Origin of the sequence: Pararhizobium mangrovi (genome assembly GCF_006516965.1) — a bacterium.
GTDB classification, from domain to species: Bacteria; Pseudomonadota; Alphaproteobacteria; order Rhizobiales; family Rhizobiaceae; genus Pararhizobium_B; species Pararhizobium_B mangrovi.
In genome coordinates this window covers 56,061-78,372 of the sequence record NZ_VHLH01000022.1, presented here as the reverse complement: position 1 = coordinate 78,372, position 22,312 = coordinate 56,061, and the positions used below count along the sequence as shown (strand labels likewise).

Genomic DNA, 22,312 nt, shown 5'->3' with positions numbered 1-22,312 from the left:
ATCCGGTCCCTCCCTGGACTCTGAAGTCTCACAACCTCAGCATCCCCGGTCCGGACCGGATGGACAACCTAATGAAAGCTCACATCTAGATCTTGCGGCCCATTTCGAGGAACTTCTCGCGGCGCTGGCGGCGCAGCGTGTCGCCGTCGGACTTGGCCAGGTCCTTGAGGGCGCTCGCGATCGTCGCGCCCGTGGTCTCGATCACCGCCTCGGGATTGCGATGCGCGCCGCCGACCGGTTCGCGGACGATGCCGTCGATGATACCGAGCTGCTTCAGGTCTTCCGCGGTGATCTTCATGTTCGTCGCCGCATCCTTGGCGCGCCCGGAATCGCGCCACAGGATCGAGGCGGCACCCTCCGGCGAGATCACCGAGTAGATCGAGTGTTCCAGCATGTAGACGCGGTTGCCGGTGGCGATCGCGATGGCGCCGCCGGAGCCGCCCTCGCCGATTACCACGCTGACGATCGGAACGCGAAGGTTCAGGCAGGTTTCCGTCGAACGGGCGATCGCCTCGGCCTGCCCGCGCCGCTCCGCCCCGATCCCCGGATAGGCGCCGGCCGTGTCGATGAGCGTGACGAGGGGCAGCGAGAAACGGTCGGCGAGTTCCATCACGCGGATCGCCTTGCGATAGCCTTCCGGACGGGCGCTTCCGAAATTGTGCTCGATGCGCGACTTGGTGTCGTTGCCCTTTTCCTGGCCGATGATGGCCACGGGCTGGCCGCGGAAGCGCGCGAGCCCGGCCTGGATGGCCGCGTCCTCGGCGTAGGTGCGATCGCCGGCGAGCGGCGTGAATTCCTCGAAGAGGGACCGCGCATAGTCCGAAAAGTGCGGGCGGCTCGAATGGCGCGCGACCTGCGTCTTCTGCCAGGGCGTCAGCTTGGCGTAGATGTCGGCCATCGCCTCGTTGACGCGCGTCTCCAGCCGCTGGACCTCGTCCGCGGTATCGACGCCGCGATCGTCGGTCGCCAACGTCTTCAGTTCGTGGATCTTGGCTTCGAGATCGGAAATCGGCTTTTCGAAGTCGAGATAGGTATACATGCGGCAACGGTTCCAGCGTGGCGTTTTCGCGGGAAATGGTGGAAGTGCTTTCCCCTCAAGATGGCGTGCAAGTGCGTGCGGAACCTCGGTGTCCGCCTCGACCCTTCGGCCCTATTCCCGCGTTTGGCCGCTTTTTGCAAGGGGGTGGTGGCTCTGGACCAGTCGTTGCAGCCGTTCTTCGAGCACATGGGTGTAGATCTGCGTCGTCGAGATGTCGGCATGGCCAAGCAGATCCTGCACCGCTCGCAGGTCGGCACCGTTCGCAAGCAGATGGCTCGCGAAGGCATGGCGCAGCACATGCGGCGAAACCGCGGAGGCGGGAAGGCCGGCGCGGGCGGCAAGCCCCTTCAGTTCGCGCGCGAAGACCTGGCGGGCAAGATGGCCGCTCTTCGAATCGGCAGGAAAGAGCCACGGCGCCCGCGTCGTCTCGTCGTTCATGCCCGCACAGGCCGCGCCGTAGGCGAGCATCGCAGCACGGGCGGGCTGCGAGAGCGGCACCATGCGCTCCTTCGCCCCCTTGCCGCGCACGATGAGGAAACGGCCCTCTTCGCCAAGCACGCTTGCCGGCAGGCCGATGACCTCGCTGACGCGCATTCCAGTCGCATAGAGCAGTTCGAGAAGTGCGACGAGCCTCAGCGCCCGCAAGCGCTCCGGCGAGCCCTGCGCTGCCGCGTCGACCTCCGCCTGAGCCGTTGCGAGAAGCCGGTTCACCTCGTCGACGCCGAGCGTCTTCGGCAAGGGGCGATCCTTGCGGGGCGAATCGACGATGCCGGTCGGATCGTCGCCGCGTATCCCCTCGCCATAGAGGAACGCATAGAACTGACGCAGCGCGGAAAGCCGCCTGGCCTGCGAACTGGCGGCGAAGCCCTGTCGGGCGAGCGAGGCGAGATGGCCGCGCACGGCATCGGCGTTCGCCGTTTCGAGACCGACGCCGGACGCGCGCATGTCGCGGGCCGCATCGTCGAGATCGCGCCGATACGCTTCGAGCGTGTTGTCGGCGGCGCCGCGCTCGGCGCTCATCATTTCCAGGAAGGCCTCGATGCGCGCTGCGCTCAGATCCGCCATGGCAACCGTCTCGCGGCCCGTTGGCCACCATCCGCCGCGCTCATTGCTGCGTGGAATTCTGCCCGTCGTCGAGGGTGGGCGTCGGCACGTGCACCGTGATCTCGCGCGGCTTCGGCTGGACGTAGAGAACGAGCGCGAACATGGCTCCATACGCCAGCGCCGCCACGACGGCACAAAATACGACAAACCGGATCAGTGACGGCATATGTCCTTCCACGAATCGACCGAGCTGATTTCGTCTTTTTTATGCGGGAGGGCGCCCGCCGGCGCAAGAACCGTACTGACAATCATCGGCCGGCGTGCGCGACGCCTTGACGCTTTCCCCCCATTTGCCGATAGGAAACGCGGTGATCGGCAAGGCGAAAGGGCCATGCAGCACGAAGAACGCACGGCGACGACCACGGACATCGACGCGGCAGCACGACGCGTCCTCGATGGCCGCTGCCTCGTCCTCGTCGGCCTGATGGGGGCGGGCAAGTCCGTGATCGGCCGCATGACGGCCTCGCGCCTCGATCTGCCCTTCGTCGATTCCGACCACGAGATCGAGCGCGTCTCGCGCATGTCGATCGGCGACCTCTTCGAGCTTTACGGGGAGGACGAGTTCCGCGCGCTGGAGGCCCGGGTGATCGCACGGCTGATCGAAACCGGCCCTCGCATCCTTTCGACCGGCGGCGGTGCCTTCATCGCCGAGCGCACGCGCGCCCTCGTGAAGGAGCGCGCGCTGTCGCTCTGGCTCGACGCCGATATCGAAACGCTCTGGGGGCGCGTGAAGCGGCGCGATACCCGCCCACTCCTGCGCACCGCCGACCCGAAGGCGACGCTTCAAGCGCTGATGGACGAGCGCTATCCCGTCTATGCCGAGGCCGATCTCGCCGTTCAGTCGCGCGACGTCGGCAAGCACGTGGTCGTCGACGAGGTTCTTGAAACGCTGGCACGGCATGGAGATGGGCGATGACGGACGGCCAGAGCGAAACGATCCCGCCGCGCACGGTGCGCGTCGCGCTCGGCGAACGCAGCTACGACATCCTGGTCGGGCCCGATCTCCTTGCCGGCGCGGGCACCGCGATCGCCAAGAGGCTGCCCGGCATCCGCGTCGCCGTGGTGACGGACGAAAACGTGGCGGCCACCCAGCTGCCGAGCCTGATCAGCGCGCTCGAAGCGGCCGGCATCGACGCGACAGCCGTCACCGTGCCGGCCGGCGAGCGCTCCAAGCGTTTCGACCGGTTGCAGGCGGTCTGCGACGCCGTCATCGCCGCACGTCTCGAACGCGGCGACGCGGTCGTGGCGCTCGGCGGCGGGGTCGTCGGCGATCTCGCCGGTTTCGCTGCGGCGATCGTGCGCCGCGGCATGCGCTTCGTGCAGGTGCCGACCTCGCTGCTCGCGCAGGTCGATTCGTCGGTCGGCGGCAAGACCGGCATCAACGCCGAGGCCGGCAAGAACCTCGTCGGCGCCTTCCACCAGCCGGATCTGGTGCTCGCCGACACGACCGTCCTCGACACGCTGCCCGAGCGCGAGTTCCGCGCCGGCTACGCCGAGGTCGCCAAATACGGCCTCATCGACCGGCCGGACTTCTTCGCATGGCTGGAAGCGAACTGGCAGGCGATCTTCGCCGGCGGGCCCGAACGCATCGAGGCGATCGCCACGAGTTGCGCGGCCAAGGCCGATGTCGTCGCCGCCGACGAACGCGAGAGCGGAAGGCGGGCGCTGCTCAATCTCGGCCATACCTTCGGCCACGCGCTGGAAGCGGCAACGGGATACGACGGCGCGCGGCTCGTGCACGGCGAGGCCGTGGCGATCGGGATGACGCTCGCGCACCGGTTTTCCGCGAAGATGAACCTTGCGAGCCCCGACGACGCGGATCGCATGGAACACCATCTGCGCACCGTCGGGCTTCCGACCCGTCTTGGCGACATTCCGGGCACGCTGCCGCCGGCCGACGTGCTCATGGACGCGATCGCCCAGGACAAGAAGGTGCGCCGCGGCGCCCTGACCTTCATTCTCACGCACGGCATCGGCCAGGCGTTCGTCGCCGACGACGTCGCCGCCGATCCGGTGCGCCGTTTCCTCGAGGAAAATCACCCGTCATGACCATGGATGGCCTTCTTTCCTTCTTTTCCGAATACGGGGTCATCATCGTCTCGATCGCGGCACTGGTCGCGTCTTCCGGCTTCTTTTCGGGCTCTGAAACCGCGCTGACGGCGGTCACGCGCGCGCGCATGCATGCGCTCGAAGCGACCGGCGAGAAACGCGCCGGTGTCATCGAACGGCTGATCGACAAGCGCGACCGGCTGATCGGCGCGCTGCTCATCGGCAACAACCTCGTCAACATCCTCGCATCGTCGTTGACGACGACCCTCTTCCTCAAGCTTTTCGGCGGTTCCGGCGTCGCACTCGCCACCATCGTCATGACGGTGGTGCTGGTGATCTTTTCGGAGGTTCTGCCGAAAAGCTGGGCGATCTCCACGCCGGACCAGTTCGCCCTGAAGGTCTCGCGGCCGGTGCGCGCCTTCGTCGTGCTGGTCGGCCCGCTCTCGGCGGCGGTCAACTGGATCGTTCGCAAGATCCTCGGCGTCTTCGGCATCACCCTGACGGGGGTCTCGATGCTTTCCGCGCACGAGGAACTGCGCGGCGCCGTCGACCTGCTCCACCGCGAGGGTTCGGTCGTCAAGGCCGATCGCGACCGGCTCGGCGGCGTCCTCGATCTCGGCGAGCTCGAGGTTTCCGACGTCATGGTCCACCGCACCGCCATGCGCATGATCAATGCCGACGACACGCCGGAGACGATCGTGCACCAGATCCTCGACAGCCCCTATACGCGCATGCCGGTCTGGCGGGAGACGCCCGACAACATCATCGGCGTCGTTCACGCCAAGGACGTTCTGCGCGCCACCGCCGAGACCAACGACGTCAACGCCGTCGATATCGTGAAGATCGCGCAGCGGCCCTGGTTCGTGCCGGACACGACGAACCTGAAGGACCAGCTCAACGCCTTTTTGCGCCGGCGACTCCACTCGGCGATGGTCGTCGACGAATATGGCGAACTCGAAGGCCTGGTCACGCTGGAGGACATTCTGGAAGAGATCGTCGGCGACATTTCCGACGAGCACGACATCGACGTGCGCGGCGTGCGCCAGGAGGCCGACGGCTCCGTCGTCGTCGAGGGTACGGTGCCGATCCGCGACCTGAACCGCGCGCTCGACTGGAACCTGCCGGACGAGGAGGCGACGACGGTCGCCGGCCTTGTCATCCATGAATCGCAGATCATCCCGGAAGAGCGCCAGGCCTTCACCTTCCACGGCAAGCGCTTCATCGTCATGAAGCGCGAGAAGAACCGCATCACCCGCCTGCGCATCCGCCCGCTGGAAGAGGCAGCCGCCGCGCAGGACTGAGCGTTCCCGTCTTAGAGCCTTTCAGGTTTATACGTCACGCGCCGGGGATCTCCGTGGTTTCCGGCACCGGAGCGAAAGCCTCGCGCAGCATCGCCGCCATGCCCTCGGCCGCTTCGGTCGAGTGGTAGGGGCTTCGCTTGAGCACGACCCGCGAAGAGTCGACGGTCGGGAACCCGTCCGTCGAGGTCAGTTCACGGCAGCCCGGCGGAATGGTGCTTCGCGCAAGTGCTGCGACGGCGAGACCGGTCGCAACCGCGATGTTGAGACCGCCGCAGGTTTCGCAGGTGTACGCGACGCGGTGCTCGATCGTATGCTGTTCGAGCGAACGGATGGCGAAATCCGTGCACCAGCTCGATTCGTTGTAGATGGCGATCGGCAACGGCCGGTGTTCGTGCTGGCGATACGCCATCGACGTCACCCACACCGTCGGATCAACGGCCAGCACCTCGTCCAACTCGCTCTGGTTCCACTCGAAAACGACGGCGAGATCGAGCTCGTCGCGTTCCAGCGCCTTCAGTTGCGGCACGGAATGGTCGCAGCGCACCGTCACCTCGACGGCCGGATGGCGCTCGGCGAAGGCCGCGAGAAGGCGCGGCAGGATGCGCTCGCCGTATTCCTCGGGAATGCCGACGCGCAGGCGCCCTGCGAGCGGCGGCGTGCGAAGCGCCGCCGTCGCCTCGCTCATCAGCCCCGTGATGCGTCGCGCGTAGGGCAGAAGCTGCTCACCCTTCGCCGTCAGCGTGACGCCGCGCGGCCCACGAACGAAGAGCGTCTCGCCGAGCTGGTCCTCGAGCCGGCGCACCTGCATGCTGACAGCCGATTGCGTGCGTCCGACGACTTCACCCGCACCGGTGAAGGCACCGCATTCGGCAACGGCGAGGAAGACGCGCAGCAGATCGCTGTCCAAGGATTGCACGATGCCGATCAGACATTTGGTTTTGTGATGGCGGCCATCATCACTATTCGTTTGTCTGATGTCAATTCCTGCGGTCAAACGGACGTCGACGAACTGGAGGTTGCCATGGACGCTCGAATTCCGAGACCGCGCCGGAACCATATGGCGCTGCGCTTCGATGCGCTTTTCACGGGCCTTGCGCAGGCGCGGGCCGAACGCGCCGAACTCAAACGCATCATCGATGGCGGCCGAAGCGATCTCCTCGATGACATTGCCATCACCGAGACCGAGGCGCGGGACCTGCTTGCGCGATCGAGCCCGCTATCGGTCCTGTATCATTGGCTGAAACGGCGAGAGACGGTCGTGCCGGCCAGTTCGGCACTGCTCGACGCGCTTGTCGAAACGCATCGCCGGGGAAAGCCAGACCGGTAGGGCCGCGAGGCTACCAGCGCACCGGCTCGCCGGGCGCGGCCGGTTCGACGGCAAGCGCGTGGACGCCCGCTTTCAGTTCTTCGTCCAGAAGTTCGTTGACGGTGCGATGGCGCTTGATGCGCGGCATATCGACGAAGCACTCTGAAACGACGCGAACACGAAAATGAGTCTCGCCCGCGCCGTCGAACTCCGGTTTGTGATGGGCATGGAGATGGCTTTCGTTGATCACGGCCAGACGCTCGGGCCGGAGCGCCTCGGTCAGCTTGCGTTCGATCTCGGACTGGACGGACATCGATTTTCTTCCCGGCAGTGCGTTATTTCGCCCCGTCATCGGCTACGATCGGCATTCGGCGAATGATTTGGCGCGCTTGGCAAGATGCGCGTCGATTGTCAATCCTTGTTCGCACGTGCGTGGCGCACCATAATCGGCTTCATGAAACTGGATTCGAAATATTTCGACAGCATCCGCACCGGCAAGAAAGGGCGCAAGGCGCCCGGCGCCGGCGCCAGTGCGAACGCGAGACCCGCGAGTGCGCGCAGCGAGGAAACGCCCATCTGCCAGTGGGACGGATGCGAGGAAAAGGGCACGCACAAGGCGCCCGTCGGCCGGGACGCGGAAGGGGAGTATTTCCTTTTCTGCAAGGACCACGTTAGCCGCTACAACAAGGGCTACAACTACTTCTCGGGCCTTTCCGACAGCGACATCGCCAAGTACCAGCGCGAGGCGATGACCGGCCATCGCCCGACCTGGAGCATGGGCGTCAACAAGGACGCCAAGGCCGCGCCGGATTTTTCCACGACGCGATCGGCGAGTGCGGCATCCTACGCCCGCGCGCGCATGCGCGACCCGTTCGGCTTCGTCGACGACGGTTCCGAAAAGGTGCGCACGCAGACGCGCCGGCGCAAGATCAAGACGCTGGAGGCGAAGGCCTTCGAAACGTTGAGCCTCGCCGAAACCGCCCATTCCGAGGAGATCAAGACGCAGTACAAGGCGCTGGTGAAGAAGCATCACCCGGACGCCAACGGCGGCGATCGCGGCTCGGAAGAGCGCTTTCGCGAAGTCGTGCAGGCCTACCAATTGTTGAAGCAGGCCGGTTTCTGCTAGATCGTGGTTCCACCGGTCGCGCGTAGACGCGCCGACCGGGCGAAAAACGTCGAACACATGCAAAGAGGGCCGGAGGCGGCACTCGAACGAAACGGCCGAAACCTCCGGGCCATCTGCCCCGCCCTTTCAGCCTTGAGAAGTCGCGAGCGGCTCGATCGGCGCCGGTCGCACTGGAGAGACGATGAACAAAATGGACGTCGAAAGCGCCAAGCTGCCCGATACCGAGGTTTCGGTCCGGGAGACCTTCGGCATCGACATCGACCTGAAGGTGCCGGCCTATGCCGAGGCCGACGCCTATGTGCCGGAAGTCGATCCCGACTATCTCTTCGATCGCGACACGACGCTCGCCATCATCGCCGGCTTCGCGCACAACCGGCGCGTCATGGTTTCGGGCTACCACGGGACCGGCAAGTCGACGCATATCGAGCAGGTCGCGGCCCGGCTGAACTGGCCGTGCGTGCGCGTCAATCTCGACAGCCACGTCAGCCGCATCGATCTCGTCGGCAAGGACGCGATCGTCGTGCGCGAAGGCCTTCAGGTGACCGAGTTCAAGGACGGCATCCTGCCCTGGGCCTACCAGCACAACGTCGCCCTCGTCTTCGACGAGTACGACGCCGGCCGGCCGGACGTGATGTTCGTCATCCAGCGCGTGCTGGAATCCTCCGGACGGCTGACGCTGCTCGACCAGTCGCGCGTCGTGCGTCCGCACCCTGCCTTCCGCCTCTTCGCGACGGCGAACACGGTCGGTCTCGGCGACACGACCGGCCTCTACCACGGCACGCAGCAGATCAACCAGGCGCAGATGGACCGCTGGTCGATCGTCGCGAACCTGAACTACCTGCCGCACGACAACGAGGTGGCGATCGCGCTCGCCAAGGTGAAGAGCCTCGACACCGAGAAGGGGCGCGACACCGTCGACAAGATGGTGCGCGTCGCCGACATGACGCGCGCGGCCTTCATCAACGGCGACCTTTCGACCGTGATGAGCCCGCGTACCGTCATCACCTGGGCGGAGAACGCGGAGATCTTCGGGGACGTCGCCTTTTCCTTCCGCGCGACCTTCCTCAACAAGTGCGACGAGCTCGAACGCTCGCTCGTCGCCGAGCAGTACCAGCGCGCCTTCGGCGAAGAGCTGAAGGAAAGCGCGGCGAACATCGTTCTCGGCGCCTCGGCGTAAGGGAGCGGGAAACGGCGAACCGATGGCCGCACGCGGCGACAATGCGAGGCCGGCAAACACCGCGCCGATCGATTCCGAGCCCTTCAAGCGCGCGCTGACGGGGTGCATCCGCTCGATCGCGGGCGATCACGAGCTGGAAGTGGCCTTCTCCAACGACCGGCCGGGCCTTTCCGGCGAGCGCGCACGTCTGCCCGACCTGCCGAAACGGCCGACGGCGAACGATCTGCGCATCACGCGCGGCGTCGGCGATTCCATGGCGCTGCGCAAAGCCTGCCACGACATGGACGTGCATGCCCGGCTCGCCCCCGAAGGTGCCGATGCGCGCGCGGTCTACGACGCGATCGAACAGGCACGCATCGAATCGATCGGATCGCGCCGCATGGCCGGCGTTGCCGAAAACATCGGGTCGATGCTGGCCGACAAGTACACCAAGGCGAACTACGCGACGATCGAAAGCCGCGAGGACGCCCCGATCGAGGAAGCGTTGTCCCTGCTCGTGCGCGAGCGCCTGACCGGACGCAAGCCGCCCGAAAGCGCCGGCCGGATCGTCGATCTCTGGCGCGAGTGGCTGGAGGACAAGGGCGGGACCGATCTCGACGGCCTGCTCGATTCCATCGAGGACCAGCCGAAATTCGCCCGTGCGGTGCGCGACCTGCTCTCTTCGCTCGAGCTCGCCGAGGACTATGCCGAGGAGGAGCAGAAGCCGGAGGAGGAGCCCGAGGCGGACGACAGCGAGGACGACAAGCCGAGCGGCGAGCGCGAGAACGACACGCAAGAGGAAGAGGCCGGCAGCGAGAGCGCGCCGGCCGAGGAGAGCGAAGCTTCCGACGAGACCTTCGAGGAAGGTGACGAGGAGGGCTCCGAAGTCGCCGACGAGGAGATGGCCGACGACGGCGACGAGAATACCGAGACGCCGGGCGAATCGCGCCGGCCGAACGAGCCCTTCGACGAGCTGAACGAGCGCATCGACTATCACGTCTTCACCACCGAGTTCGACGAGGAGGTCGCTTCGCAGGACCTGTGCGACGAGGCCGAGCTCGATCGCCTGCGCGGTTTTCTCGACAAGCAGCTCGCCCATCTGCAGGGCGTGGTCGGTCGGCTTGCGAACCGGCTTCAGCGCCGGCTGATGGCGCAGCAGAACCGCGCCTGGGACTTCGACCTCGAGGAAGGCTACCTGGACGCTGCCCGCCTGCCCCGGCTCATCATGGATCCCATGCAGCCGCTCGCCTACAAGATGGAGCGCGACACGAACTTCCGCGATACGATCGTGACGCTCGTCATCGACAATTCCGGCTCCATGCGCGGCCGGCCGATCACGGTGGCGGCCACCTGCGCGGACATCCTGGCACGCACGCTGGAGCGCTGCGGCGTGAAGGTCGAGATCCTGGGCTTCACGACCAAGGCGTGGAAGGGCGGCCAGTCGCGCGAGAACTGGCTGGAGACCGGCAAGCCGCAGGCTCCGGGGCGGCTCAACGATCTGCGCCACATCGTCTACAAGTCCGCCGACGAGCCCTATCGTCGCTCGCGGCGCAATCTCGGTCTGATGATGCGCGAGGGGCTTTTAAAGGAGAACATCGACGGCGAGGCGCTGATCTGGGCGCATTCGCGCATCATGGCGCGCCCCGAGCAGCGCCGCATCATGATGATGATCTCCGACGGCGCGCCGGTCGACGATTCGACGCTGTCGGTCAATCCGGGCAATTATCTCGAGCGGCACCTGCGCGCCGTCATCGAGGAGATCGAGCAGCGTTCGCCCGTCGAGCTTCTGGCGATCGGCATCGGGCACGACGTGACGCGCTACTATCGCCGCGCCGTGACCATCGTCGACGCGGAGGAACTCGCCGGCGCCATGACCGAGCAGCTCGCCGGCCTCTTCTCGGAGGAAGGGACCGCACGGCAGGGCCCCCGCGGCAGCATCATGCGCGCGAGCTAGCCGTGCGCACGAAGCGGCGGCAACGTGCCGCCTTTCGCCTCGCGCTCGGCGCCTGCCTGACGATCGCGCTTTCAAGTCCCGGCATTGCGGCGGACGTCACGCCTGCGAACGGGCCTTTCACGAGCAGTGCTGGAACGCCTTTGGCGGTGACGACGCGGCCAATCCATCATTTCGCGATCGGGCGGAGCCGAACCCGCTTCGGCGACCTCGTCTTCGAGGGTGGGCTGGTCGTGAGTTCGCGCGACGAACGCTTCGAGGGCCTTTCCTCGATCCGGCTCGACGCCGACCGGCAGGCCTTTCTCGGCATAACGGATACCGGCTACTGGTACGCGGGTCGTCTCCAGCGCGACGACGACGGGCGCCTTGCCGGGATCACCGGCTTTACGATGGCGCCGCTGAAAGGCGAAGGCGGGCGCATCTCGCGCTACAAGGAAGAAAGCGATGCCGAAAGCCTTGCGATCGGTCCGCACGGCGTGCTGGTCGGGTTCGAACGCGACCATCGCATCGAGCTCTACCCGCTTCGCGATCCGATGGGCTCCGCTCCGCTGAAACGCCTGCCCATCCCCTTTCCCCGCAGCGAACTGCGCAGCAATCGCGGCCTCGAGACGCTTGCGATCGCACCGCGATCGAGCGTGCTTGCCGGCTCGGCCGTCGCGGTGGCGGAAATGAGCATCAACCCCGCCGGCGACATCTTCGCCGGCGTTCTTGCCGGTCCGCGGGCCGGGACGTTCTTCGTCCACCGCGATCCGCCGTTCGCCATCAGCGACGGCGATTTCCTGAAGAACGGCGACCTTCTGCTTCTGGAGCGCGGCGTTACCCTGGCAAGCGCGTTCCAGACGCGCATCGTGCGCGTCCCCGCCGCAGCCATCCGGCCGGGAGCGACGGTCACGGGCCGCGAGATCTTCCGGGCCGGGCCCGGCGATCAGATCGACAACATGGAAGGGCTTTCGGTCACCTACGACGAGACCGGAACGGCCCATCTGCTGCTCGTCTCGGACGACAACGGTTCGATCCTGCAGCGCACGCTGTTCCTGGAATTCCGCCTCGTCGAATGACGCGCCTTACGCGGCCGATCCTTCCAGGGCACGCCTGTCCGGCTTCATGACCGCCAGAAGCAGCCCGTAGGGCACCAGCATGCCGAGCCCGACGATCAGCTTGACCGAGAGATCGCCGGCGGCCCAGGAAACGTAGCGCGGCACCTCGAACGGCAGGAAACCGAAGGCCGGTGCCGAAGCGATGGCGAAGGGATCGTTCGCGCCGACGAAGGCGAAGAACGGGGCAAAGGCGACGCCGAAGAAGATCGTGGTGTCGACTATCGAGCCGATCACGGTCGAGGAGAGCGGCGCCAGCCACCACTGCATGCGCCGCAGCCGGTTGAACACCGTGACGTCGAGAAGCTGTCCGGCGAGGAACGCAGCACCCGAGGCGGCGGCGATGCGCGGCGCGGCGAGTTCCACCGAGACGGCGACGGCGATGACGAAGCCGCAGCACACCACGATCCGCGCAGCGCGCACGCCAAAACGCCGGTTCGTCAGATCGGTAATCAGGAAGGCCACCGGATAGGTGAAGGCGCCCCAGGTGAGGATGTTCGCCAGGTCGATGCCGGCGAGCGTCGCGTGCAAGGGATACTGGACGAGCACGTTGGACGCCGCGACGATGACGACCATCAGCGCGACGAAGGGGGCGAGTTCTCGGATCGAGCGCATTTTTTTATCCTGGGTTGATGCCACCAGCTGAAAAAGCCGGACCGTGGTTCGGCCCGGCGCGAGCGGCACCGGGAGGGACCCGATGCCGTATACGGAAAAAGCGGAACCCGCGTTCAGGCGGCGGCTTCGCTGCTTCCGGTCTCGGCCGTCTTCTTGGCGATCTGGCGCTTGAGAAGACGAGCGCGCATGGAAAGCTCATTTTCCTTCGCCTTCATGAGGAAGGCGTCGAGCCCGCCGCGATGTTCCACCGAACGCAGCGCCGCGGACGAAACCCGCAGCCGGTAGCGCTGGCCGAGCGCTTCCGACATCAGCGTGACGTGGTTCAGGTTCGGCACGAACTTGCGCCGCGACTTGTTGTTGGCGTGGCTGACATTGTTGCCAGACATGATGCCCTTGCCGGTCAGCTCGCAGATGCGGGACATGGTCTCACCCGTTCGTTCTGTTGGTTCCGGCCGGTCACGGCGCAATTCAGCGATCGCGAAGTGCGTGGATGCCGGCTTTCAAGATGAAAATCGGACGCCATGATAGTCGCGCACGGCTGCCGCGTCAAGCCATAGGCTGCCAATCGGTCGCCTTTGGCGCTTCGACCCATGCGACGGGGAACCTTCGCGCGGGTTTCGACTTATCCGCACGCAACCGGCCGGAATGATGAAGCGATGCGTTTTTCGGGATCGATCACGGGCGCGGCCCTTGCCGCTTTTGCGGTAGCGACGACATTTTCCTCAAGCGCGAACGCCGCGCAGACCCGCACCGCCTATGCGATCCGCTTCTGGGGTCTGACCGTCGCGCGCGCGACGTTCACGACCAAGACCGACGGCAAGCACTACACGATCGACGGCGATCTCGAAAGCGCCGGCCTTGCCAAGATCTTCGACAGCACGCACGGCACTTCGCACGTGACCGGGGCCATCCTGCCGGAAAGGCTGCAGGCACAGAGCTACCGCATGCAGTACACCTCCGGCAAGAAGCACGCCAAGACGACCATGCGCTTCGACGATGGCGCCGTGCGTTCGGTCGAGCGCAAGCCGAAGGACAAGGACGACAAGCAGGACGACTGGGTTCCGGTCGAAGAAAACGATCTGCGCAACGTCGTCGAGCCGGTTTCCGCGCTGGTGCTGCCGGCCGGCGAGCCCGCATGCCCGCGTACGATCCGTCTCTTCGACGGCGAGACGCTTGCCGAACTCAAATTGAAGGCCGACGGACACAAATCGGTCTCGACCGACGCCTATTCCGGCGACGTGCTCGTATGCACCGTCAATTTTACCCCGCTTGCCGGCTATCGCCGCAGCAATGATGGCATCAACTACCTGAAGAAGGCCGACGACATCTCGGTCTGGTTCGCCCGAACGAAGGGAAGCGACTTCTACGCACCGGTCTATGCGCGCGTGCCGACCCGGATCGGCTGGGTCACGGTTTCGGCGACGCAGTTCGGTAGCTGAAGCCTTCGCCAAGGCGACTTGCCGGCCCGCGACCGCGGATTTGCCGCGCAGTGCGAGGGGACTTGTTCGGGGCCGCGAAACACGGCATGGCTTCGTTCGCCCGGTTCCACCAAGCCGTTACCACGTCAGGGAGCGACCGTCCGACATGCGAGCCCGCGCGACGCTCATCGGCTTCACGGCGATCCTGATGTGGTCCCTGCTTGCGCTGTTCACCGCGGCGTCTGGCGCGGTGCCGCCCTTCCAGCTGAGCGCCATGTGCTTCCTCGTCGCCACGGCGATCGGTGCCGTACCGCTCCTGCGAGAACCGCGGCGCCTGTCCGGCCTTCGCCAGCCGCTTCCGGTCTACGCGCTCGGGATCGGCGGCCTCTTCGGCTATCATTTCCTCTACTTCACCGCGCTGAAGAACGCGCCCCCGGTCGATGCCGGGCTCATCGCCTATCTCTGGCCGCTCTTCATCGTCGTCGGCTCGGCGCTTCTGCCCGGCGAACGGCTGCGCTGGCACCATGTCGCGGGGGCCGTCATGGGGCTTGCCGGCACGGTGCTCATCGTCGCGCGCGCCGGCGTGACGTTCGAGGCGCACTACGCGTTCGGCTACGCGATCGCCTTCTTATGCGCACTGACCTGGTCGAGCTATTCGCTGGTCTCGCGGCGCTTCGGCACGGTGCCGACCGATGCCGTCACCGCCTTCTGTCTCGCGACCGCCGTGCTCGCGCTGATCTGCCACTGGTTCATCGAGACGACCGTCTGGCCTTCCGGGGCGACGCAGTGGCTTGCCGTGCTTTGTCTCGGGCTCGGCCCCGTCGGCGGCGCGTTCTACGTCTGGGATTACGGCGTCAAGCACGGCGACATCCAGGTGCTCGGTGCGTCGAGCTATGCCGCGCCGCTGCTATCGACGATCGTTCTCGTGGCGAGCGGCTACGGCGAGGCGAGCCTGCGCATCACGATCGCCTGCGTGCTGATCAGCGGCGGTGCGGCGCTTGCCGCGCGCGACATGATCGGCAGGCGTCGACGAAGCCGGATGCCGGCAGGCGCCGCGGGCCGGGAGGCGGGGGCACAATGAGCACGCTTCTCGCCGGCGGCCTGACATCTCCCGTTCTCGCCACCTTCGTCTTCATGCTCGCGACGCTCTGCCTTGCGCTCGTTGCCCTCGGCGGGCCCACCTCGGCGCGCAAGACGGGGATCGTCGTCCTGCCATACGCGCTGCTTGCGATCATGATCGTTCTCGCCGACGGGCCGAGCGTGCTCCTCGTCGCGCTCGCCTTCAGCGGCCTCGGCGAGATGCTGCTCGTCCAGCAGCAGGTCACCGCCTCGCTGCTCGCGCTCGGCGCCTTCCTTGCCGCGCGCGTGGTCTACGCCGTCGTCTTCACGGTCGCGGGCACGCCCGGAATGCTGCTCGAAGGCTGGCGGCTGGCAACCGCCATCGTGCTGGCACTCGCGACGGTTCTCGTCTTCGTGCGGATATGCCGGCGGCGCACGGCCCTGAACATTCCCGAAGCGATCTACGGCCTCGTGCTCGTGGCGATGGTGGCGACGGCCGGCATGGTCACGCCGCCGACGGTCATGGGTGGCGCCCTGATCCTCGCGGCTGCCGACCTCTCCCACGCCCTCCACCGCTACTTCGTGAAACGCGACAGCTCCGTCGGCCTGGCGCAGACCCGTGTCATCTGGCTGGCGCGTTTCGCCGGCCAGGTCGTCATCGTCTTCGTGGCGCTGGGACTGATCCGGTAGCTGACGCTATTCGGTTGCGTTCCCGCCGCCCGGCTCCCAGTCCGCTGGGGCCATTTCGAAACTTTCGAACACGAAACCGGGTGCGACGGTGCATCCGGCGAGTGTCCATGGACCGCTGGAGGCAGCCGACTGCCACCACGAGGCCGGCACGACCACCTGCGGGCGCTCGCCGGCCGAGAGATCGTTGCCGAGGCGACGGGCCTCGCATTCGACGCCGTTCGGCGAAAGCCGGAGGTCGAGCGCAGCGCCGGCATACCAGTGCCAGACTTCCGCCGCGTCGTGGACGCGGTGCCAGTGCGAACGCTCGCCTGCCTGCAGAAGGTAGTAGATCGCCGTGGAACGGCCGCGTTCGCCCGCGGCACCGTCGCGGAACGTCTCGGCGAACCATCCGCCCTCGGGATGGCTTCGAAGCCCCAGGCGCTCGACGATCGCCCGCGCCCCGGCCTCCATCAGAAGCGGTCCTTGCGCGACCTGATTTCCGCGAACACCTCGGCGTCGGTGGCGTCGCTCATGCCGAGATGGGCGCGTATGTCGGCATCGTCGGGCCTGAGGAACGGGTTGGTCACGAGTTCCTCGGCGATCGTCGTCGGCAGGGTCGGCTTGTCCGCCTCGCGAAGGGTTTCGATGTCACGCGCGCGGCTCTGGAGCGAAAGATTGTCGGGATCCACCGTGACGGCGAAGCGCGCATTGGCGAGCGTATATTCGTGGCCGCAATAGACGATCGTCGAAGCGGGTAGCGCCCTCAGCTTCTTCAGCGACGACCACATCTGGTCGGGCGTGCCTTCGAAGACCCGTCCGCAGCCGAGCGCGAAGAGCGTATCGGCGGCGAAGAGCAACCCGTCGTCCGGCATATGGTAGCTCACGTGGCCGGCGGTATGGCCGGGTGTCTCGATGACCTCGACGGGATGGCCGGCAAAGGTGAACCGGTCTCCCTCGACGACCGTGCGGTCGATGCCTGGAATCGAATCCGCTTCCGCCCTCGGCCCGATGATCGTGCATCCGAAACGCTCCTTCAGCGCCTCGTTGCCTTCCACGTGGTCGCCGTGGTGATGCGTCGTGAAGATGTGCGTGAGCTTCCAGCCGCGCTCGTCGAGTGCAGTCAGAATGGGCTCTGCCTCCGGCGCGTCGATGGAAGCGGTCTCGCCCGACTCCGGATCGTGCAGGAGGACGCCGAAATTGTCGCTGCGGCACATGAACTGGTGGATTTCGAGTTCGGCCATGGTGGTGTCTCCTCGTTCGATGGCGGGTGTTTCGGGCGGGATCTTCGACGCGCGCATGCACCGGCTGCCGGCGCAACCGTCGCGCGATGCTCTTCTTCAAGGTAGGGTGATGCCCCGGGCATCTTCAAGGCGAACGCGCCTTTCCCTTCGCACTCGAAAGGCACTACGTTCGTCGGCCATGAATACGGACATCCTCGAATTGCGCCAGTTCTACGCTTCCCCGCTCGGCCGCGCGGCCGGCGAGGCGGTAGGCGATGCGCTGGGCTCGATCTGGCCGCGCCTGCCGAACGAGCGGCTCGTCGGCCTCGGCTACACTCCGCCCTATCTGGAGCGCTTTTCGAGCGGTACGGAACGCAGCTTCGCCTTCATGCCGGCCCGGCAGGGGGCTTGCACCTGGCCGAACGAGCGACCCGGCGCCACGGCGCTCGTCTTCGAGGAGGAACTGCCGCTTTCGGACGCTGCCGTCGACCGCGTACTGATGGTGCATGCGCTCGAATTCGCGGAGAACCCGGCGGAGGCACTGCGCGAAGCCTGGCGGGTCATGGCGCCGAACGGGCGCCTCGTCGTCGTCGTGCCGAACCGGCGCGGCGTGTGGGCACGCTTCGAGCATACCCCGTTCGGGTCCGGTCGGCCCTATTCGCGCAGCCAGATCACCGCCCTGCTGCGCGAGACGAACTTCACGCCCGGCCCGATGACCGACGCGCTCTTCTTCCCGCCGACGCACCGACGCGGCATGCTGCGCTTCTGGCAGCCCTGCGAGCGGACCGGCCGGCGGGTCGGCGCGGTCTTCGCCGGCGTGCTGATCATCGAGGCGCAGAAGAGGCTGTATCAGGGCCTGCCGGCCGCGCGCCGCGCCAGCCGCCGCGCGCTCGTGCCGGCACTTGCCCCGCAGGGCGTCCACACCTCCCGGGGAATCAGGACCGATTGATCGCGCTGAGGTCGAAGGACGTCGTCTGGTAGACCTGGTTGATCCAGTTGCTGACGAGGAGATGAGCGTGCGAACGCCAGCGGTTGAGGGGCCGCCGGTTCGGATCGTTCTCGGGGAAGTAGTCGAAGGGCAGGTCGGGGCCGATGCCGGCTTCGAGGTCGCGCCTGAATTCCTCCTCCAGCGAGGTCGAATCGTATTCGATATGGTTGAACATGTAGAGCCGGTTTCCGGGCGCCTCCGTCACGAGGCATGGGCCGGTCGCGTCCGATTCCATCAGGAGATCGAGGCCGGCATCGGTCGGGATGTCGTCCGCACGGATCTCGGTGCGGCGCGAGACGGGAATGGAGAAATCGTCCGAAAATCCGGCGAGATAGGGCGAAGCCGGCGCATTGTTGCGGTGGCGGTAGACGCCGAACGCCTTCTTTGCAAGCGGATGCTTGGGCACGCGGTGAAAGTGCCAGAGCGCCGCCATCGCGCCCCAGCAGATGAAGAAGGACGAATGCACGTTCGTCGTCGTCCAGTCGAGGATCCGGGTCAGTTCCTTCCAGTAGGTAACCTCCTCGAAGGGTAGCAGCTCGATCGGCGCGCCGGTGACGATGAACCCGTCGAACGCGCGCTCGCGGACCTCCTCCCACGTCTGGTAGAAGGTGATCAGGTGCTCTTCCGACGTGTTCTTGGAAACGTGGGTGCCGATGCGTACCAGCGTCAGTTCGACCTGCAGCGGCGTCGCGCCGATGAGGCGGGCGAACTGGGCCTCGGTCCGGGTCTTGTTCGGCATCAGGTTCAAGAGCCCGATCTGCAACGGACGCACGTCCTGGCGCAGCGCCGTGCGCTCGTCCATGATGGCGACGCCCTCGCGCAGGAGTGCCGCGCGAGCGGGAAGCTGGTCGGGGATCTTGATCGGCATAAGCCGTACTCCACAAACGAAAAAAAACCGGCAGCGAAAACGCGGCCGGTCAGAAGAAGTCCTGCTTCGCGGCCTTTTTAGCGAGTTGTTTTACGTGGCTGCAAGCCGACCGGCCAAATCACCACGAGTTCCGCTTTTTCATACGTCCGTTCCGCCGGTCTCGTCAACATCGCGCGTTCGCCGCGGCATCCGGCTTTGCATCGCCGCGAAGGATTCGCTAAGAGCCGGTGACGGTTTCCGAGGAAAACCCCGATGAGCGCACCAGATCGGCCGTTGCCGAAACCCGGCATCATGGACATCGCGGCATATGTGCCCGGCAAGCACGCGGCCCCCGGCGCGCGCAAGGTCTACAAGCTTTCCGCCAACGAGACCCCGCTCGGGCCGAGCCCGAATGCGGAGGCCGCGCTCCGCCGCACCGCGGACCGGCTCTCCGTCTATCCCGAAGGCACGGCACGGGAACTGCGCGAGGCGATCGGCACGGTCCACGGCATCGATCCCGATCGCATCCTGTGCGGCAACGGGTCGGACGATCTGCTGACCTTGATCTGCCAAGCCTATCTCGCGCCCGGCGACGAGGCGATCGTCACGGCGCACGGCTTCCTCCTCTACCGCATCCAGACGCTGGCCGCTGGCGCGACGCCGGTCACCGTGCCCGAGCGCGACTGCACCGCCGACGTCGAGGCGATCCTCGCCGCCGTGACGGAGCGCACGAAGATCGTCTTCCTCGCGAACCCGAACAACCCGACGGGCACCTATCTGCCGCAAAGCGCGATACGGCGCCTGCATGCCGGATTGCCGAAGACCGTTCTCCTCGTGCTCGACGCCGCCTACGCCGAATACGTCACGCGCGAGGACTACGACGCGGGGCTCGCACTCGTCAGCGCCAGCGAGAACGTCGTCATGACGCGCACGTTCTCGAAGATCTACGGCCTGGCGGCGCTGCGCATCGGCTGGATGGTCGCGCCGGCCCGGATCATCGACGCGGTCGGGCGTATCCGCGGGCCGTTCAACGTCAACGCCCTGGCGATCGCCGCCGGGGCGGCCGCCATGCGCGACCGGGACCATGTCGCCGCGGCACTCGAACACAACGAGGCCTGGCTCGCGCGCATCGAGGAATCGCTGACCGCGCTCGGCCTGACTGTCACGCCGACGGTTGCGAATTTCGTGCTCGTGCACTTCCCCGACGAACCCGGCCGCACGGCAGCGGACGCCGACGCGTTCCTGACCGAACGCGGCTACATCCTGCGCCGCGTCGAAGCCTACGGCTTTCCGAATGCGCTGCGCTTCACGGTCGGCAGCGAGGAAGCCAATCTCGGCGTGATCCACGCGCTGGCGACGTTCATGGAGCGGGTGGCGTGAGCGCACGTTTCGAACGTGTCGCCCTGATCGGCATCGGTCTGATCGGCTCGTCGCTGGCGCGCGTCATCCGGCGGAAGGAACTCGCCGATCACATCGCCATCGCCACGGCGAGTTCCGAGACGCTGGAACACGCCCATCAGCTCGATCTCGGCGACAGCTACACGACCTCGAACGCCGAAGCCGTGCGCGGTGCGGACCTCGTCATCGTCGCCGTGCCCGTGGGTGCGTCCGGTGCCGTCGCCCGCGACATCGCGCACGATCTTTCCGACGGCGCGATCGTCACGGATGTCGGCTCGACGAAGACCTCGGTCATCGAGCAGATGAGGCCTTACTTGCCGGCAAGCGTCCATTTCGTGCCCGGCCACCCGATCGCCGGGACCGAGCAGTCCGGCCCCGAGGCCGGTTTCGCGGAGCTCTTCGAACACCGCTGGTGCATCCTGACGCCGCTTCCCGGCACCGACGAGGCGGCGGTCGAGCGGCTCACGCACTTCTGGGAAGCCTGCGGCTCGACGGTCGAGCGCATGGAACACACGCACCACGACAAGGTGCTCGCGATCGTCTCGCACCTGCCGCACATCATCGCCTACAACATCGTCGGCACGGCCGACGACGTCGAGACGGTCACGCAGTCCGAGGTCATCAAGTATTCCGCCTCCGGTTTTCGCGACTTTACCCGGCTTGCCGCCTCCGACCCGACGATGTGGCGCGACGTGTGCCTGCACAATTCCGATGCGATCCTAGAGATGCTGGCACGCTTTTCGGAGGATCTGGCCGCCTTGCAAAAGGCGATCCGCTGGCACGACGGCGACGCGCTCTTCGATCTCTTCAGCCGCACGCGCGCCGTGCGCCGATCGATCATCGAGGCCGGCCAGGAGGTCGACGCACCGGACTTCGGCCGGCACGGCCGGCATCCGGAATAAGCGTTTCCCCGCTTATACGATGGGTGCGAAGATCCGTCTCAAAGGTTGGGCAGACGGCCGACCGGAATGATACCGAGCGCAAGGCGGCCGTGATCGGCCTTGAGCGTCACCGAGGTCGTTCCGTCGTTGCCGGCGAGCGCCTGGAGCATTCCGGCGGCGTTCGCCGTCATGTCGCGCGCGCCGGGCAGGAGCTTGCCGACGACCTCCTGCCAACCGGAGACGTCGGCGATCTGCAGGCGGAACGTGCCGCTGATGCGGCCCTCGTCGTCGACTGCGAACGGGCCCGTCAAAGAGAGGCTCGCCCCGTTGGCGAGCTTCGCCGTGAACTGCTTGAGCTGCCCCGAATGTCCGCGCAGCATTGCCGGATTCAGCCGATAACGTCCGCTCAACGCGTCGCCGAGCCCCTGTACCGTAGCCGCACCGGCCAGTTCGAACGCGGGCAGTCCGTCGGGCACCGCCTCCCCGGAAAGCTCCAGCCCGTCCATCGAAACCGCAAGTGCCAGCGTCCGGCCGCGACGGCTGGTGCTGGTTTCGAGCCGGCGCAGATCGAGCTGCAGCGTACCGTCGAGGCCTGGAGCGGCAACCTTCGCTTCGAGACGGTCCACATCGAGAACCCCGCGTTCGAGCCCGCGACGCCACAGATCGGTACTCGCGCGCAGCGTCTGCCAGTCCGCGTCGACGGTGCGTCCCGCCTCGTCGCGTGCGCTCATGGGTCCGGTGACGGTCGAGACGATGCGGCCGAGCCGCAGGAAACGCGCCCGGGAAGCGAAGGCATCGGCACGAAGGGCCGCCGGCGTTCCGGCGCGCCGTGCGCGGGGACCGTCGCATTCGACGCCGATGGCGATGGGAAAGCCCGACATCGAAAGATCGCCGCAGGTTGCCTCCACACCCTTTCCGGCAAGCGCCGTCAGGGCGTCGTCGACGCGCGTGCGCAGGGTCGCGGCAAGGTAGAACCACGCGCCCGTATAGACGCACAGGAGGACGACGAGCGTGACGAGGCCGATGCGAAGCAGCCTGGTGCGCCTCACGGGGCACTTCCCGCGCGCCGACGGACACGGGTTGACGGCCGC

At 66.5% G+C, this 22,312-nt stretch carries 25 protein-coding genes and 1 riboswitch; of the genes, 14 read left to right on the top strand and 11 right to left on the bottom strand.

Annotated features, from left to right (window positions below):
* Positions 1-85 precede the first annotated feature (85 nt).
* From FJU11_RS12300 to FJU11_RS12290, 3 genes are all read right to left on the bottom strand, one after another.
* Positions 86-1,039 carry an acetyl-CoA carboxylase carboxyltransferase subunit alpha gene (locus FJU11_RS12300; protein WP_141167358.1) on the bottom strand — a complete coding sequence of 318 codons (954 nt, stop codon included), beginning with the start codon at positions 1,037-1,039 and terminating at the stop codon, positions 86-88.
* Between the two features lie 111 nt (positions 1,040-1,150).
* Positions 1,151-2,104 (bottom strand): site-specific tyrosine recombinase XerD, encoded by a 954-nt coding sequence (locus FJU11_RS12295; RefSeq protein ID WP_141167357.1) that lies wholly within the window; start codon positions 2,102-2,104, stop codon positions 1,151-1,153.
* Positions 2,105-2,144: 40 nt separating this feature from the next.
* Complete coding sequence (locus FJU11_RS12290; protein WP_141167356.1) at positions 2,145-2,309, bottom strand: histidine kinase; 165 nt, start codon at positions 2,307-2,309, stop codon at positions 2,145-2,147.
* Between the two features lie 165 nt (positions 2,310-2,474).
* Between FJU11_RS12290 and FJU11_RS12285 the strand changes: the two genes are divergently transcribed.
* From FJU11_RS12285 to FJU11_RS12275, 3 genes are read left to right on the top strand one after another with little or no spacing between them, the layout of a single operon-like run.
* Positions 2,475-3,059 (top strand): shikimate kinase, encoded by a 585-nt coding sequence (locus tag FJU11_RS12285; protein WP_141167355.1) that lies wholly within the window; start codon positions 2,475-2,477, stop codon positions 3,057-3,059.
* Positions 3,056-4,192: a 3-dehydroquinate synthase gene (gene aroB, locus FJU11_RS12280; RefSeq protein WP_141167354.1), complete on the top strand. Its 1,137-nt coding sequence runs from the start codon at positions 3,056-3,058 to the stop codon at positions 4,190-4,192. The genes FJU11_RS12285 and aroB overlap by 4 nt, the downstream gene beginning before the upstream one ends.
* A complete protein-coding gene (locus FJU11_RS12275) occupies positions 4,189-5,493 on the top strand; it encodes an HlyC/CorC family transporter (RefSeq protein ID WP_141167353.1) in 1,305 nt (434 codons plus the stop codon). Before aroB ends, FJU11_RS12275 begins: the two co-directional genes overlap by 4 nt.
* A 34-nt stretch (positions 5,494-5,527) precedes the next feature.
* On the opposite strand, the gene FJU11_RS12270 is transcribed toward FJU11_RS12275, so the two are convergent.
* Complete coding sequence (locus tag FJU11_RS12270) at positions 5,528-6,412, bottom strand: LysR substrate-binding domain-containing protein (protein WP_141167362.1); 885 nt, start codon at positions 6,410-6,412, stop codon at positions 5,528-5,530.
* Here FJU11_RS12270 and FJU11_RS18620 point away from each other — a divergent pair.
* Positions 6,314-6,820, top strand: a complete 507-nt coding sequence (locus FJU11_RS18620) for a hypothetical protein (RefSeq protein ID WP_235891011.1) — start codon at positions 6,314-6,316, stop codon at positions 6,818-6,820. The two genes, FJU11_RS12270 and FJU11_RS18620, sit on opposite strands and share 99 nt — an antisense overlap.
* A 10-nt stretch (positions 6,821-6,830) precedes the next feature.
* Here FJU11_RS18620 and FJU11_RS12260 read toward each other — a convergent pair whose 3' ends face one another.
* Positions 6,831-7,112, bottom strand: a complete 282-nt coding sequence (locus tag FJU11_RS12260; protein ID WP_141167351.1) for a BolA family protein — start codon at positions 7,110-7,112, stop codon at positions 6,831-6,833.
* A 132-nt stretch (positions 7,113-7,244) separates the two neighbouring features.
* Here FJU11_RS12260 and FJU11_RS12255 point away from each other — a divergent pair, with 132 nt between their 5' ends.
* From FJU11_RS12255 to FJU11_RS12240, 4 genes are all read left to right on the top strand, one after another.
* Complete coding sequence (locus FJU11_RS12255; protein WP_181408169.1) at positions 7,245-7,925, top strand: J domain-containing protein; 681 nt, start codon at positions 7,245-7,247, stop codon at positions 7,923-7,925.
* 181 nt (positions 7,926-8,106) lie between these two features.
* Positions 8,107-9,102: a cobaltochelatase subunit CobS gene (gene cobS, locus FJU11_RS12250; RefSeq protein ID WP_141167349.1), complete on the top strand. Its 996-nt coding sequence runs from the start codon at positions 8,107-8,109 to the stop codon at positions 9,100-9,102.
* 22 nt (positions 9,103-9,124) lie between these two features.
* Positions 9,125-11,035: a cobaltochelatase subunit CobT gene (gene cobT, locus FJU11_RS12245; protein ID WP_141167348.1), complete on the top strand. Its 1,911-nt coding sequence runs from the start codon at positions 9,125-9,127 to the stop codon at positions 11,033-11,035.
* Positions 11,036-11,037: 2 nt separating this feature from the next.
* Positions 11,038-12,090 (top strand): esterase-like activity of phytase family protein, encoded by a 1,053-nt coding sequence (locus tag FJU11_RS12240; protein ID WP_141167347.1) that lies wholly within the window; start codon positions 11,038-11,040, stop codon positions 12,088-12,090.
* Between the two features lie 6 nt (positions 12,091-12,096).
* On the opposite strand, the gene FJU11_RS12235 is transcribed toward FJU11_RS12240, so the two are convergent.
* Together FJU11_RS12235 and rpmB are read right to left on the bottom strand one after the other, a co-directional pair.
* Positions 12,097-12,741, bottom strand: a complete 645-nt coding sequence (locus tag FJU11_RS12235; RefSeq protein WP_141167346.1) for a queuosine precursor transporter — start codon at positions 12,739-12,741, stop codon at positions 12,097-12,099.
* 113 nt (positions 12,742-12,854) lie between these two features.
* On the bottom strand, positions 12,855-13,163 hold the full coding sequence (gene rpmB, locus FJU11_RS12230) for a 50S ribosomal protein L28 (protein ID WP_141167345.1): 309 nt from the start codon (positions 13,161-13,163) through the stop codon (positions 12,855-12,857).
* A 234-nt stretch (positions 13,164-13,397) separates the two neighbouring features.
* Here rpmB and FJU11_RS12225 point away from each other — a divergent pair, with 234 nt between their 5' ends.
* The 3 genes from FJU11_RS12225 (at position 13,398) to FJU11_RS12215 (ending at position 15,908) form a co-directional block, all read left to right on the top strand.
* Positions 13,398-14,180: a DUF3108 domain-containing protein gene (locus FJU11_RS12225; protein WP_181408166.1), complete on the top strand. Its 783-nt coding sequence runs from the start codon at positions 13,398-13,400 to the stop codon at positions 14,178-14,180.
* A gap of 145 nt (positions 14,181-14,325) precedes the next feature.
* On the top strand, positions 14,326-15,240 hold the full coding sequence (gene yddG, locus FJU11_RS12220) for an aromatic amino acid exporter YddG (RefSeq protein ID WP_141167343.1): 915 nt from the start codon (positions 14,326-14,328) through the stop codon (positions 15,238-15,240).
* On the top strand, positions 15,237-15,908 hold the full coding sequence (locus tag FJU11_RS12215; RefSeq protein ID WP_141167342.1) for a lysoplasmalogenase family protein: 672 nt from the start codon (positions 15,237-15,239) through the stop codon (positions 15,906-15,908). The genes yddG and FJU11_RS12215 overlap by 4 nt, the downstream gene beginning before the upstream one ends.
* Positions 15,909-15,914: 6 nt before the next feature.
* Here FJU11_RS12215 and FJU11_RS12210 read toward each other — a convergent pair whose 3' ends face one another.
* Together FJU11_RS12210 and gloB are read right to left on the bottom strand one after the other, a co-directional pair.
* The gene (locus FJU11_RS12210; protein WP_141167341.1) at positions 15,915-16,358 is read right to left on the bottom strand and encodes a cupin domain-containing protein; all 444 of its coding nucleotides are present in this window, start codon (positions 16,356-16,358) and stop codon (positions 15,915-15,917) included.
* Positions 16,358-17,128, bottom strand: a complete 771-nt coding sequence (gene gloB, locus FJU11_RS12205) for a hydroxyacylglutathione hydrolase (RefSeq protein ID WP_141167340.1) — start codon at positions 17,126-17,128, stop codon at positions 16,358-16,360. Before gloB ends, FJU11_RS12210 begins: the two co-directional genes overlap by 1 nt.
* 178 nt (positions 17,129-17,306) lie before the next feature.
* Here gloB and FJU11_RS12200 point away from each other — a divergent pair, with 178 nt between their 5' ends.
* Positions 17,307-18,056 (top strand): class I SAM-dependent methyltransferase, encoded by a 750-nt coding sequence (locus tag FJU11_RS12200; protein WP_141167339.1) that lies wholly within the window; start codon positions 17,307-17,309, stop codon positions 18,054-18,056.
* Here FJU11_RS12200 and FJU11_RS12195 read toward each other — a convergent pair.
* A complete protein-coding gene (locus FJU11_RS12195) occupies positions 18,043-18,963 on the bottom strand; it encodes a homoserine O-succinyltransferase (protein ID WP_141167338.1) in 921 nt (306 codons plus the stop codon). The two genes, FJU11_RS12200 and FJU11_RS12195, sit on opposite strands and share 14 nt — an antisense overlap.
* 56 nt (positions 18,964-19,019) lie before the next feature.
* Positions 19,020-19,098: riboswitch (SAM riboswitch) on the bottom strand.
* Positions 19,099-19,215: 117 nt separating this feature from the next.
* Between FJU11_RS12195 and hisC the strand changes: the two genes are divergently transcribed.
* Positions 19,216-20,322 (top strand): histidinol-phosphate transaminase, encoded by a 1,107-nt coding sequence (gene hisC, locus FJU11_RS12190; protein WP_141167337.1) that lies wholly within the window; start codon positions 19,216-19,218, stop codon positions 20,320-20,322.
* Positions 20,319-21,242 (top strand): prephenate/arogenate dehydrogenase family protein, encoded by a 924-nt coding sequence (locus FJU11_RS12185; protein ID WP_141167336.1) that lies wholly within the window; start codon positions 20,319-20,321, stop codon positions 21,240-21,242. The genes hisC and FJU11_RS12185 overlap by 4 nt, the downstream gene beginning before the upstream one ends.
* Positions 21,243-21,280: 38 nt before the next feature.
* Here FJU11_RS12185 and FJU11_RS12180 read toward each other — a convergent pair whose 3' ends face one another.
* Complete coding sequence (locus tag FJU11_RS12180; RefSeq protein WP_181408165.1) at positions 21,281-22,270, bottom strand: DUF2125 domain-containing protein; 990 nt, start codon at positions 22,268-22,270, stop codon at positions 21,281-21,283.
* Positions 22,271-22,312: the final 42 nt, after the last annotated feature.

Coding starts and splice junctions, on each gene's coding strand:
- FJU11_RS12300 (WP_141167358.1), bottom strand. CDS start 1,039: ATGTATACCTATCTCGACTTCGAAAAGCCGATTTCCGATCTCGAAGCC.
- FJU11_RS12295 (WP_141167357.1), bottom strand. CDS start 2,104: ATGGCGGATCTGAGCGCAGCGCGCATCGAGGCCTTCCTGGAAATGATG.
- FJU11_RS12290 (WP_141167356.1), bottom strand. CDS start 2,309: ATGCCGTCACTGATCCGGTTTGTCGTATTTTGTGCCGTCGTGGCGGCG.
- FJU11_RS12285 (WP_141167355.1), top strand. CDS start 2,475: ATGCAGCACGAAGAACGCACGGCGACGACCACGGACATCGACGCGGCA.
- aroB (WP_141167354.1), top strand. CDS start 3,056: ATGACGGACGGCCAGAGCGAAACGATCCCGCCGCGCACGGTGCGCGTC.
- FJU11_RS12275 (WP_141167353.1), top strand. CDS start 4,189: ATGACCATGGATGGCCTTCTTTCCTTCTTTTCCGAATACGGGGTCATC.
- FJU11_RS12260 (WP_141167351.1), bottom strand. CDS start 7,112: ATGTCCGTCCAGTCCGAGATCGAACGCAAGCTGACCGAGGCGCTCCGG.
- cobS (WP_141167349.1), top strand. CDS start 8,107: ATGAACAAAATGGACGTCGAAAGCGCCAAGCTGCCCGATACCGAGGTT.
- cobT (WP_141167348.1), top strand. CDS start 9,125: ATGGCCGCACGCGGCGACAATGCGAGGCCGGCAAACACCGCGCCGATC.
- FJU11_RS12235 (WP_141167346.1), bottom strand. CDS start 12,741: ATGCGCTCGATCCGAGAACTCGCCCCCTTCGTCGCGCTGATGGTCGTC.
- rpmB (WP_141167345.1), bottom strand. CDS start 13,163: ATGTCCCGCATCTGCGAGCTGACCGGCAAGGGCATCATGTCTGGCAAC.
- FJU11_RS12225 (WP_181408166.1), top strand. CDS start 13,398: ATGCGTTTTTCGGGATCGATCACGGGCGCGGCCCTTGCCGCTTTTGCG.
- yddG (WP_141167343.1), top strand. CDS start 14,326: ATGCGAGCCCGCGCGACGCTCATCGGCTTCACGGCGATCCTGATGTGG.
- FJU11_RS12215 (WP_141167342.1), top strand. CDS start 15,237: ATGAGCACGCTTCTCGCCGGCGGCCTGACATCTCCCGTTCTCGCCACC.
- FJU11_RS12210 (WP_141167341.1), bottom strand. CDS start 16,358: ATGGAGGCCGGGGCGCGGGCGATCGTCGAGCGCCTGGGGCTTCGAAGC.
- gloB (WP_141167340.1), bottom strand. CDS start 17,128: ATGGCCGAACTCGAAATCCACCAGTTCATGTGCCGCAGCGACAATTTC.
- FJU11_RS12200 (WP_141167339.1), top strand. CDS start 17,307: ATGAATACGGACATCCTCGAATTGCGCCAGTTCTACGCTTCCCCGCTC.
- FJU11_RS12195 (WP_141167338.1), bottom strand. CDS start 18,963: ATGCCGATCAAGATCCCCGACCAGCTTCCCGCTCGCGCGGCACTCCTG.
- hisC (WP_141167337.1), top strand. CDS start 19,216: ATGAGCGCACCAGATCGGCCGTTGCCGAAACCCGGCATCATGGACATC.